Source organism: Acinetobacter populi (assembly GCF_002174125.1).
GTDB lineage: Bacteria > Pseudomonadota > Gammaproteobacteria > Pseudomonadales > Moraxellaceae > Acinetobacter > Acinetobacter populi.
Genome location: NZ_NEXX01000001.1, coordinates 1,151,512 through 1,164,096, shown reverse-complemented (window position 1 = coordinate 1,164,096; position 12,585 = coordinate 1,151,512). Strand labels below are relative to the sequence as shown.

Below are 12,585 nucleotides of genomic sequence, written 5' to 3'. Positions count from 1 at the left end.
GATGTTGAATGTGGGATAGTTCAAGTTAAATCTATATATTTTCTGCTTTGCATGTGGTCATTGTACCTTAAGCATCGCATTTGGTCTTGCTGGAACTGTTCTGTTGATCAGCTCATCGGAAATGTTATACGCCCTGATCTGGGGTAACGTATTCCTCAACTTCCAGATTAAAACCAGATAATGCATTAAAACGCAAAGGCGAGCTAAGCAATCTCATTTTTTCTACGCCCAGATCTCTTAAGATTTGTGCACCAACACCAATGGTTTGATATTGCTGCGATAATGCTGCATTGGATTTGGCTTGGCGAGGCTGACTTAGTTGCAACAGGGCAGGTCCTAAATCTGGTAACTGGTTTTGTCCAATCCAGACCAGCACACCGCGTTCACGCTTGGAAATTTCTTTGAGTGCATTGTCCAGATTCCAGGCAGGTGTACCATCAATTTTATTGAGTTTTAACAGATCCCTTGCTGGATTAAAACCATGCACACGAACTGTGGTGACGCCTTCTTTTGGATTGCCTTTAACCAATGCCAGATGCACTGCTGGGCTGCCAATTTCATGATAGCGATAAAGCTGAAAATCACCATATTCAGTTTGAATGGTACTGATTTCATCGCGTGAAACAGTTTGTTCATTGGTCATGCGATAATGGATCAGATCGGCAATGGTACCGATTTTAATGCCATGTTTTTCGGCAAAAATTTCCAAATCGGGGCGACGCGCCATTTCGCCATTTTCTTTAATAATTTCGCAGATGACAGATGCCGGTTCCAGTCCTGCAAGACGTGCCAGATCACAACCTGCTTCGGTATGCCCTGCACGATGTAATACACCACCGGGTTGTGCCATTAATGGAAAAATATGGCCTGGTTGTACGATGTCGGCTGGTTTGGCATGAGCTGCAACCGCTGTACGAATGGTATGTGCCCGTTCTGTGGCAGAAATCCCAGTCGAAATACCTTCTGCTGCTTCAATCGATAAGGTGAAATTGGTACCGTGCTGCGCGCCGTTCTGGTCAACCATCAGCGGAAGGTTTAATTGCTGGCAGCGCTCTTTGCTTAAGGTTAAGCAAACCAGACCACGTGCATGGGTAATCATGAAGTTGATATCTTCAGGACGGATATGGGTTGCAGCAATCACCAGATCGCCTTCATTCTCACGATCTTCATCATCCATAAGGATGACCATTTTTCCTGCACGGATGTCGGCAACAAGTTCTTCGACGCTATTTAATGGCATCTATATTCACCTTTGCTTGATGGTTCATCTGAAATAGGCGTTAAAGATTCGGATACGAATGTTTTATACACCGGATAGATTGATAAAATAAATCGGCATAGTTTAGCGGATTTTTAATTGTTGTGTTGATATTTCTCGGCCTGATACCACCAATTTTATCATGTGATTATGATAAAAAAGTATATCGTGACCATTTAAAGGAGATGCAATGCTGTATTTCACATCATTGCATCTCTTTTTAATTATTCATGTACGATTCTAGTTGTCCTGTTCATCATGTTGCGGTTTGCGACCAGATAAAATCTGATTACGCATATCCTGTGCGCTTTGGGCACATTCATTATTCAGACCGTGTAATAGCATGGCTTCACGTGTTAAGGCATTGGACGGATTAGGTAAAGCCACCAGTTCGTAGCAATGGCGTACATCTTTAAATGAAGGTTTGCTTAGATAAATTGCAGTTTCTTTGGCATGTAAATATTGCGCCAGTCGAATTGCCGCTTTATCAGCAGGAAGTTGCATATTGGGTAATTCTTCTGCAATTGCACAACGCGTTTGCAATGCAAAGCGTTTTTCTTCTCGGTAGCGTTTATACATCGCTTCAGAGAGTAATTGAAACACCACGGCCACTTGGACTAGGGCACTAATCAGGTTTGCATTTTTACTAGAAATTTTGACCAATGCGCCATCATCAAAGAATGGCTGGATAATTTCCAGCTCATTTTCCTTGAGCTGATAATGGCTGCTACAGAGCTCGACCACCTTGTTTAAAAATAACTGTGCAATATTAAAGTAGGTCTGCGCGATAGACTGGTTCACGGTACCTAAGAGTTGTTTAGGATCGTAAAATTGAATGCTGAGATAAATATCATTGCCCTGTTCGGTTTGCTGTAAAGCATCCTGAAGGTTTTGCAGGGTTCTAGGCTTTTGATACAACTGTTGTGCTTTTGCAATGGCAAGGCTAGCTTGATGTTTTTCCTGTTCCAGCGCATCAGCAAGGCGTTGAATCTCATGTTTGAGTTGTGCTTCACGCTTCATTTTTGCCAGAAATTCTGAACGTGTAGGTCGGGCAATGGTACGGTAGCCGAGCCATAACAGGCTATGAAGAATCAGCGATAATAATAAGGGTAGCCATAGATTACGTAATTGCTCACCAATACTTGGCTTAATCAGTGTAACCTCTATGCGGCCAATTTTCTGTTCATTGAGTAAGGCATCACGGACAAAGACTTCACCCTGACGGGTTTTATTGGCACCGGCAGTTGCCAGTACGCGATCGCTTTGGTCTAGAATGCGTAATGAAGCAATACTTGGATTGGTGGCATAGCGGGAAGTCAGCAATGCCAGTGCAACAGTATTGGGTGGATCCAGTTCATTTATACTGTCTGTGACCAGCTGACGAGTCAGTAACTCGCCCTGAATTGCACGGTTATCTTTTAGGTAATAATTTGTCGCCACCACCATTAAAATGCTGTGTAGCGCAAAACTTAAAATGAGTAGGCTTGCAAAAAGCCCTTGACGAGGTGCATTCAAGTTAAACTTCCAAGGCAAATAGTTTCAATATCGATTATCATTCTATCAATTTTATAGTTAGATGCTACTCAAACCAGAGTTATCCTCATGCGAGAAATCATTCTTATTTCCTTTTTAGGCCCAGATCAACCTAATCAGTTTACCCGACTTATGCAGGCTTTGTCTGTACATTCTTTGCAGATTCTGGATGTTGGACAAGCTGTCATCCATAATCAACTGACGCTTGGCATTGTTGTGAGCTCGGAAGATCAAACGGCGACAGCCCTTGCCATGAAAGAAATTCTTATTCTGGCACATGATATTGGACTGACTGTACGCTTTAAACCCATTCCCGTACAGGAATACGAACAGTGGGTAAAAGATGGCGGACGAACCAAATATATTGTCACGGTATTGGCACCTGAATTGACCGCAACCCATTTGCAGGCAGTCACCAAAATTGTATCGGATCAAGGCTTTAATATCGAAACAGTCACGCGTTTGTCTGGACGTTTGACACTGGCAAAATCTGGTGATCGAAGTCCGGCCTGTATTCAATTTGGCTTAAGTGGGCAAATGCTGGATGCGCATGCCATGCGTTCGGCATGTTTGCTGCTGAGTGCAGAACAAAATATCGATATCGCTGTTCAGGAAGACAATGTCTATCGTCGTAATCGCCGCTTGGTTTGCTTTGATATGGATTCGACCTTGATCGAACAGGAAGTGATTGACGAACTGGCACTTGAGGCAGGTGTGGGCGCCCAGGTTGCCGAAATTACCGAACGTGCCATGCTGGGCGAGCTTGATTTTCAACAAAGTTTTCGTGCGCGGGTGGCATTACTCAAAGGTCTGGATGCCAATGTTCTACCAAAAATTGCCGAACGTCTGACGATTACTGATGGTGCAGAAAAATTAATTTCTACTCTAAGTTCTCTGGGGTATAAAACCGCGATTTTATCGGGTGGGTTTCAGTACTTTGCCGAATATTTACAGCAAAAACTTGGGATTGATGAAGTACATGCCAATGTTTTGGATGTTCATGATGGCATTGTCACAGGGGAAGTCAAAGGTCAGATTGTTGATGGTGCGCGTAAAGCACAACTGTTACAGGATTTGGCCAATAAATTTGGTATTTCACCAGAGCAAGCCATCGCAGTGGGTGATGGTGCAAATGACTTGCCGATGTTGTCACTGGCTGGTCTGGGTGTAGCGTTTCGTGCCAAGCCGTTAGTGCGCCAAAATGCAAATCAGGCCATTTCTAGTGTTGGATTAGATGGAATTTTATATTTGTTGGGTGTTCATGATAAAGATATCTACCGTGTCTAGGTGTGGCTAGAGACACAATATATAGTGTTTGCTTAACTACATCTAACGTTTGAATGTAAGATGTAGTTAATATGTAATTACAATGTGATTTATTTATATTTTATTTAAAATCAACAAGTTATAAGATTATATTTTGACATAAAAAAAAGATTAGAGGCGAATATACAAACTGGTTACTTAAACTGACTTTCGCGAAGACACACAACATATAGGGTTGCGCTGTATTTACATGATCCTTTACCATTGAAGATAAAATAAGCGACGACATTTTATGTCGTTAAGAGAATTTTAGGGGCTTTTCTTCTCTCAAAAAAGCTGCATAATCTGATTATCAGTAAGGGATACTGTGTTTATTTTTTAACCTATATTCAGTGCGTTCAGCAAAGTGTTTTTTTTGGGCGATTTTAAAGTTGCAATTGTAGGAGAGTTTTAATGATGACATTAGATTTTACCACGATGCTTGGGGTAGCTTGTGTTGCTCTTGCAGTCACTTTAATTGCGCTGTCACGTTATCGTTACTGGCTGGTATTTATGGCGGCTGGAATGGTGTTCTGGGGAAGTCTGGAACTGTTAAGAGTCGCAATTCAGAGTGTGATTGAGATGCCATTGTTATATGGTTATATCAGTGCCTTTATGGTGAGCCTACTGGGGTTTACCGTGATTATTGCTTTATATGATTATCATCATGCAAAATTAACAGCCGATAAGGTCAACTGTATCGAACATACACCCGTTTATGAGGATGATCGACATCAATATACGGGTTGAGATTATGAGAGAAATAGTTGAATAAAATGTAAGGCAAGGGGTGTTGGCGAAGATAGGCCTAAGAATAAATCACGAGAATAATAAGTTTTTATACACAAGAGCACTTATTTTTTAAAAAGCGAATATGTTAGGATTGCTCTGAAGATCAAGAATAGCACCAGAATGACCAGGATAGATTAAATGAAGTTATCATCTTTGCCCGTTGTAAAATTACCAGTAGTGGATGTCACTACTGATCCCTTGGATTTATTATTGGCTGGGCTTGTGCTACGAATGAAGCAACTTGCCCGCACAAGTCCGAAATTTATTGAATTAATTTATGACCGTAAATTCCGAATCGAGATTGGGGTAGAAAATGGGATTGCGCGTCAGATCGTGATTGATCATGGTAAGGTATCAGACGAAGTTGCCAATGGACAAGCTGCGGATTTTAAATTGCAGTTTGCCAATAGCCAATATGCTGTTAAAACCCTGTTAAAAGGCGATCCAAGTGCATTTATGACTGGAATGCAATCTGGCGATATTAAAATGGAAGGTGATTTTTCCTTATTGGTCTGGTTTAATCAGGCGGCAAAATTGATCCCACCTAAATTACCGAAACCTGTCAAACAGCGTATTAAACAAGTTCGTCAATTTATTAAAGCTAAAACTGGTAAGTAAGCATGCATGAAAAAGCCTTTTACCGGATGAGTAAAAGGCGTGGTTTATGACATTTAAATGATGCTGATTATTCTGGTACAACTTTGATAATGGTATTGGTAATCACATTTAACAACACATATTTATTTTTAACTTTGATCCATTGTTGATAACGTGTTGGTGGTGCGAGTTTTGGATTATTACTATAATCAATCTGATGATTGGCAGAGCGATACTGTTCAGGCAAAGTTGCGCCTGCCTTCCAGTAAAATTTTTCATGATAACGTGATGAATCGTCATTGTCCTGACGGCGTTGATCCCGGGGTTTACGAAAGTCATCCCGATTGATTTGTGGTTTATAATCTGACTCGGATTGATTTCGTTGATCAAAGGATCTGCCGTCATCTTGTGGCGCTGCAAAAATAGGTTGGATCGGTAATAGCGATAAACTTACAAATAATAAGCTACCTAGATATTTCATACTGATCAACCCTATGTCAAGATTATACGTATAAGCATACTAAAAATCATACAAGAAGTGCCAATGGATAAAGTTTTATTAATACGTGAAAATGATGTAGAAAAGATGAATGAGCTGATAATATTCAAAATATTAGCCCAAATTAATTGATCATAAAATCGGTACATGCCATGTCACAATCACACCATCAAGAAAAACATTATATTGAACGCTTAGGCTGGTTAAGAGCCTCTGTATTGGGCGCAAATGATGGCATTATTTCTGTGACCAGTCTAGTCACAGGTATGGCTGCTACCGGGGTGACAACACAGGTCTTACTCATTACTTGTCTTGCAGGCTGGATTTCTGGGGCAATTTCTATGGCAGCGGGAGAATATGTCTCGGTTAAATCTCAAGAAGATATTGAAGAGTCTGATCTTGCCATGGAACGCCACGAATTACACAAGAACCCTGAAATGGAATTAAAGGAGTTAACCAATATCTACATACATCGTGGACTGGATGCCGCGCTTGCCCATGAGGTGGCAGTCAAACTTACCGAACATAATGCCCTGGAAGCACATGCGCGAGATGAAATCGGTATCAATGCACAAACTGCGGCAAAACCTGTGCAGGCTGCTTTTTCCTCAGCAATTTCTTTTTCTTTAGGGGCGTTATTACCGACGTTATCCATTTTGTTGATTCCTCATCAATGGTTAAGTCTGGGTATTATTGTGGTGGGTGTTATTGCTTTGGCAACATTAGGGGCGATTTCGAGCTATCTGGCAGGCACATCCTTAATGAAAGGTGCATTAAGAATTTCACTATGGGGTATGTTGGCGATGATCGTGACGAGTTGGATTGGTTCTTTATTTAATGTGACGATCTAAGAGAAAGAAAAATTTAAATGATGAATGGATAATATGATGGTTTTATTAATGGTGGAGTCAAGCACAATCGAATAGTCCGCTGTAATCATTGTGTGGCAATGGTTTTGATAATTTAAATATTATTTATACCAACAAAAATACCAACAATACGCAAAAGTACCCTCTGATTTTATCCATATCTGATAAATGAATTGTCGTCACTGGTGAGTAGCTGTAATAATTTTGGATGTAAAAATAGTTTTTCTTTTCCTATGTTCATTTCCTCCAGTACGCCTATTTCAACCAATTTTTTTAGATAAGTGGATGCTGCCTGCCGTTTTGCTATACCTCGATCTACTAGGTTTGATATTCGGCTATACGGCTGTTCAAAAATAATGTCTACCAATTCCCGTGAATAGACTTTGTCGGCATGGGCTTTGATGTACTCAATCGTATGTTCATGTAATTGTCTTATGCTATTGATCTTGGCTATCGTCCATTCGCTGGTATTCTTAACCGCCTGCAACATGAATAAAACCCATTCCTGCCAATTTTCTTGTGTAGTTACACTCAAAAGCAGTTCATAGTATTTGGCTTTGTTTTGAATGATAAAACGGCTTAGATACAAAATAGGCAAGGTAAGTAATTGGCAATCCATCAGATACAGAATATTTAAAATACGTCCTGTACGTCCATTACCATCAATAAACGGATGTATTGCTTCAAACTGATAATGAGCAATTGCCATTTTAATCAAAGGATCTAGCTCATCGTTATAGTGCAAAAAGGTTTCCCAATTTGCTAGTAAGTTACGGATGGTATCCTGCCCCACTGGTGGCGTATAGATGACCTCACCTGTATAGCTGTTTTTTAATGCCGTCCCGGTTGTGGCTCTAATATCTAAATCAACGCCCTTAATCGTTTGACATAACTCAATGGCAGTACCGGTACTTAATGGGCGGTCTTTGATGGATTGCACGCCTTTATACAATGCCGTGCGATATCTTAAGGCCTCTTTAGTCGCATGGTCGGCTTGTTCTTCATTGCCCTGTGCATGTTGGAATAGCTTGTCTGTTGTGGTGACAATATTTTCAATTTCAGAACTATCTTTTGCTTCCAGTAAGGGAATAATGTTAATTAGGATCGTTTGGTTGGGTATCAATTCACCAGCCTGTTTTAATTCTGCCAAAGCTGCCCTAGCTTCAATACATAGCTTTAAAACTGTTTTGGTTTCTACATCCTGCATAGGTGGTAATACCGGTAACTCATTATATGGGCTTGCTGCTTGCCATGCTGTCATCGTCTTAACCTTTATTGTTATGTCGATAAAACTTATAAAAATCGACATGAGGGTACTATCATGTCGATAGCATAAACATATTTATAGTGTCATGTCGATAAAATCATAAAAAATCGACATGAGGTTTAAGTCATGTCGATACTGTAAACATAATCAACTGTAATAGCCGATCAAGCGGTGGGTAAAAATTTACTGTTATTAATCTTTTGACACCACTTTGCTATCAATCTGTTTAATTTTCGATTTCTCAATAAGTAGCCTTAATGTCTTAACAGGTTCAGTTTCACCTTTGCTTGAATAAAATGCACCTTCTCTATATCCATTTGAAACAGTTGATACTCTGTATTTTGCTGTTTGATCATTAATTAACTGTTCTACAAACTCTACAGGCACAACCACCATTGCGGATGTTTTCCATAATCTGCCCCCTTGAAATGTTGCTCTACTTTCACCCAAAGGCACTTGAAATGTAGATATTTTGCCATTTAAATTAAATGATATAGAATCAATCGTGGCTGAAATATCTCCTAGATCAATGGTTATAGCAATATTTTCAGGATTTGCACTTGTCCATATACCACCGATTGATACAGAACTTAATACCGTAGGTTTATCATAAACAAATACGCCATAACTTTTAACACTACAGATTTTTGAATTATCAAAACCACTTACTTTACAAACTGGATCGTATTTCGCTAAAGCAAACACATTGCCAGATAACAGTAAAACACAAAGCAATAATATTTTTTTCACTAACTTTCCATAATAATTAAAAATCCACCCAATAATTCACTATTATTGGATGAATTTCAACTTGAGGATAGTTTCTTATCGTTTAAGCTTAGACAGTACGCCGCCCTGCATTTGTTCCTGTCTAAACCTTTTATCGACTTCATTGCGTGCAATTGTTTGAGCCACCTTACCAATCGTCACTATCAATTCACCATCTGCACCAGTCGATGTTTCAACTTTCTCAGATGAATAATTGTTGACCGTAACTTTCGGTTGCACTACAGCACTTTGGCTTTGAATAGCATTTACTGTGCGAATTTCTCTATCACCAACATAACCACCAGTAGCGAATGCCGGCAATTCACCATATTTGTTGATATAGTTGGCCGTGTCGATACCAATACCTTTTACAGCCTTTGCTTTGAGTACATACTCTTCATTAGATAAGAGTGCGAGAATTGAATCGCTTGTTGTAGTACCGGGGCCTTTGACTGGGCCACCTGTTGAGAATCCTTGAGGGGTAGCTGCTTGGATTAATGAAACAAAAGTCCCACTTTCAACCGCTGCTAAAGCGGCCGCACCCATTTTTTGCCAAACTGTACCCGGTTCATTTGCATAAGCATCTGATGTGGCCTTATAAACATTTATTCCAGCTTGAGCTAGTGCGAAAGACTGCTGTGCCGAGTAAAGTGACCGATAGATCGAACTAGAATCATCTCCATATGCTTTCAACATACTGCTAAGACTTCCAAACATTGTGCCATAAGCACTAAGCTGACCATTAAACTGCGATTGCCGTAATGCCTCCTCACGTAAAGCATACTCTTCCTGCATTGCCTGTTTAGCATCTAAATATCGCTTTTGAGCATCAAGCAATTGTTGGTGCTGCGTTTCCTCATCAAGCCCAAGATCAAAAATACTGGTTCGCTCATTGCTGTAATCAGATTTTAATCCAGCCATATCATCAAATTTTTGACGCTCTAACTGTTGGCTTGCATAAAGATTGGGGTTTGTGAGTTGACTAATATAGTCCGATGCGACTTGCTGCCTACCATACACCGCCTTTTGTGCCTCAATCCATTTCGCTTGTTGGGTTTTTCTGAATAAATCAATTTCATATTTATATTGATCCTCTAATGCCCTTAATCTAAAAGCCTTTTCTTGTTCGTCATACTCCCGACTTAGCTTGATTTCTTCCTCTTTAATTTTCTTTTGGGCTGTTAATTTTTCTTGTTCATTTAACTGGTATTCAGACAGTTCATATTGCAAATTCAAATCATATAATTTCTGTGCATCTAAAATATTTTGCCTAGCAAGGCTAATATATTGCGACATGCCATATTTATCTAATCGCAATGTTTCTGCCTGTAGGTCCATGCGAATCTGTTTAGCTTTGTCAGCATATTCATATTCGATTCTCAGTTTTTCATCTTCAATTTGCTGTGCATCTTGTTTGGCTTTTTTTGCCTCGCTATCACCGGATCGGCCGGATTTACCCTTAGGCACTTTGGCTGGTGCTGGCGGTACCACTACTCCAGTAGGCTTAGGTTTCCAGCTTTGGGATGCTATAGCCGCCCCAGTAAAGCCATTAATTAAACTCATATAACCAGCTACAGATTGAGCTGCTACATTGCCTTGTGCTGCCAACTGGTTAAATGCATTGGCTTGATTCAATAGTTCTTGGGTTAATGATGATATGGAGCCAATACTTAGATTTTGAGCATTTGTCATTGCATCAATACTTTTTTGAGCAAAATCTATATTTCCAGAAATAGTATTATATTTAATTGAGAGTTCATCTAAAACTTCACGTTGGCTTTTACTCACACCGGTTGCTGTCTGCATCCCATTTACATAAGTATCTAAGTCGATTTTTCCATCATAAAAATCCTTGGCCAACTTCCTTGCACTTTCACTTGCAAAATTACTTTCTCTCCAGTGCATGGTCATACGATGGGTTAGCTTTTCAAGCTGCTCTGAATATTTGTCTACATCCTCTTTCGCCTCTCTAAAGGCTACACGCTGTTGGGCTGCATCAAGTTTAAGATATGATGCTGCTAATTCCTGAATTGTAGAATCTTGATTACCCAGTGATGCAGTGAGATTATCACTATCTTCCTTCATAGCATAAAATGCTGCACCTGCCGCCACACCTTGAACTGCTAATAAGCCCAACCCTACGGGACCACCAACCAATGCTAATGCACCACGTAATACACCCATAGTCGCTGCGGTTGTAGTGGCTTGTCCTGCCATACTTGCCAGGGTCATCTGATACCGTATTGCTTGAGCATTGGCGGCAATAAAACTTGCTGTGGTTTGCGCCATTTGGATTATTAATTTTGTGCTAATTGCTACACCTAAAGCGACTGCGGCAGCCTTAATCGTATCAAAGTTATCATGCAAGGACTGGAGGATAGGAAATGCATCATTTACCATATTCGCCTGAAAGCCTTGCCACTGTAGATCGAGAACCTGTAAATTCTCCTTAGCCTCTACCAGTTGTTTGACCATATCATCCGACATAATCGCACCGGCACGTTTAGCTTCTTCCCCCCATTTTTTAAAGCCCTCACCGCCATTTTCCAGCAAAGGTAATAGTAGTGAAGAATCACTAACGATTGCTTCCATGTAAAATTTAAAGTCATTTTGGTCGGCATTGGCTTTTTGTAAGCTATCCACATAAAGCTGTAATGCTTCGGGACCACTTAGTTTTCTAAACTGCTCAATGGTCACGCCAACCTGTGGGGCAATAACATCAAAAAAGTCTTTTAATGGTCCGCCACCCGTACTGACAAAGTCCCCGATACGATCTTGTACGTCCTTCATCTGGTCAGCAAACTTTTCCATGCTAATGCCGGCAGTATTTGCACCAGCCGCATAATATTGAAATTGTTGGATACTTGAATTTGATAATTTTGCAAACTTTTCAATCTCATTACCCTTGGTAATTAATTGATCTGCAAAATTCATGACGCTATTCAATGATAACCCGGCAAGTGCACCACCCAATCCAGCCACAGCGATTTTTGCTAAATTAAAGTTTGAGCTAAACTTTTCTAAATTAGTTGTAGTTCCTCTAATTCTTGCATCCAAACTATTATTTCTGGCAAATTCTAAAGCTTCTTGCCGCATCTTTAAAATTTGGTCTGCTGTTGTTTCGGTAGTGGATCCAAGGCTTTTTATACCAGTACTTGCACTTTTAGATTTATTACCTACATCGGTTACTTGCTTGCCAGCTTTTTCGCCTTGTTCCTGCATACGTTTTAAAGATTCTGCAAATTGCTCTGCATTACGCTTGGCATATTCGGTGCTGATTTCTATTACTAATCGACTTTTTGCTTCTGCCATGTTATTCGTCCCATTTTATAAAAAACATGATTAAAATATGTTCTAATTTTATCATTAAATCACATTTTAAAAAACTAATTTATCTTATAAATATCATTTAAAAACAATATATTACAAAATATTTTCACGAATTTATTATCATAAAAATTTAAGAATATTACTTAGTAAAACTTAGTATTTGATTGGAAATTTAAACAACAAGATTGGATCAGATTAGGAAGTAAGAGGTATCATCTCCTCAAATCAAGGTAATGATCAAACTACCCCAAGATTACCCATGTTTTGATTTTTTTCACAGGCTAGAAATACTACTTTTTTATTCTCCCTCGCACGCCTTGTATTGTTTGGACTACATTTTTTGTGTAGTTATCGCTATGCCTCGCAC

General features: G+C 39.8%; 10 protein-coding genes. 4 read left to right on the top strand and 6 right to left on the bottom strand.

The window, feature by feature from the left end; all coding sequences use genetic code 11:
- Positions 1-124: 124 nt before the first annotated feature.
- Together ribBA and CAP51_RS05425 are read right to left on the bottom strand one after the other, a co-directional pair.
- Positions 125-1,240, bottom strand: coding sequence for a bifunctional 3,4-dihydroxy-2-butanone-4-phosphate synthase/GTP cyclohydrolase II (gene ribBA, locus CAP51_RS05430; protein WP_087619699.1), 1,116 nt, complete (start codon positions 1,238-1,240; stop codon positions 125-127).
- A gap of 258 nt (positions 1,241-1,498) precedes the next feature.
- Positions 1,499-2,773: a hypothetical protein gene (locus tag CAP51_RS05425; RefSeq protein WP_087619698.1), complete on the bottom strand. Its 1,275-nt coding sequence runs from the start codon at positions 2,771-2,773 to the stop codon at positions 1,499-1,501.
- Positions 2,774-2,860: 87 nt separating this feature from the next.
- On the opposite strand from CAP51_RS05425, the gene serB reads away from it, so the two are divergent.
- From serB to CAP51_RS05410, 3 genes are all read left to right on the top strand, one after another.
- Entirely contained in the window at positions 2,861-4,078 is a 1,218-nt protein-coding gene (serB, locus tag CAP51_RS05420) for a phosphoserine phosphatase SerB (protein WP_087619697.1), read from the top strand.
- A 432-nt stretch (positions 4,079-4,510) separates the two neighbouring features.
- A complete protein-coding gene (gene aciT / locus CAP51_RS05415; RefSeq protein ID WP_087619696.1) occupies positions 4,511-4,846 on the top strand; it encodes an AciT family ciprofloxacin tolerance protein in 336 nt (111 codons plus the stop codon).
- Positions 4,847-5,026: 180 nt separating this feature from the next.
- The gene (locus tag CAP51_RS05410; RefSeq protein WP_087619695.1) at positions 5,027-5,506 is read left to right on the top strand and encodes an SCP-2 sterol transfer family protein; all 480 of its coding nucleotides are present in this window, start codon (positions 5,027-5,029) and stop codon (positions 5,504-5,506) included.
- Between the two features lie 67 nt (positions 5,507-5,573).
- Here CAP51_RS05410 and CAP51_RS05405 read toward each other — a convergent pair whose 3' ends face one another.
- The gene (locus CAP51_RS05405; protein ID WP_087619694.1) at positions 5,574-5,966 is read right to left on the bottom strand and encodes an RcnB family protein; all 393 of its coding nucleotides are present in this window, start codon (positions 5,964-5,966) and stop codon (positions 5,574-5,576) included.
- Between the two features lie 170 nt (positions 5,967-6,136).
- Here CAP51_RS05405 and CAP51_RS05400 point away from each other — a divergent pair, with 170 nt between their 5' ends.
- The gene (locus CAP51_RS05400; RefSeq protein WP_087619693.1) at positions 6,137-6,835 is read left to right on the top strand and encodes a VIT1/CCC1 transporter family protein; all 699 of its coding nucleotides are present in this window, start codon (positions 6,137-6,139) and stop codon (positions 6,833-6,835) included.
- A gap of 169 nt (positions 6,836-7,004) precedes the next feature.
- On the opposite strand, the gene fic is transcribed toward CAP51_RS05400, so the two are convergent.
- The 3 genes from fic to CAP51_RS05385 all read right to left on the bottom strand — a co-directional run bounded on the left by fic (position 7,005) and on the right by CAP51_RS05385 (position 12,200).
- Positions 7,005-8,114, bottom strand: a complete 1,110-nt coding sequence (gene fic / locus CAP51_RS05395) for a protein adenylyltransferase Fic (RefSeq protein ID WP_087619692.1) — start codon at positions 8,112-8,114, stop codon at positions 7,005-7,007.
- A 198-nt stretch (positions 8,115-8,312) separates the two neighbouring features.
- Positions 8,313-8,870: a hypothetical protein gene (locus tag CAP51_RS05390; protein ID WP_087619691.1), complete on the bottom strand. Its 558-nt coding sequence runs from the start codon at positions 8,868-8,870 to the stop codon at positions 8,313-8,315.
- Positions 8,871-8,945: 75 nt separating this feature from the next.
- Complete coding sequence (locus CAP51_RS05385) at positions 8,946-12,200, bottom strand: hypothetical protein (RefSeq protein ID WP_087619690.1); 3,255 nt, start codon at positions 12,198-12,200, stop codon at positions 8,946-8,948.
- Positions 12,201-12,585 lie beyond the last annotated feature (385 nt).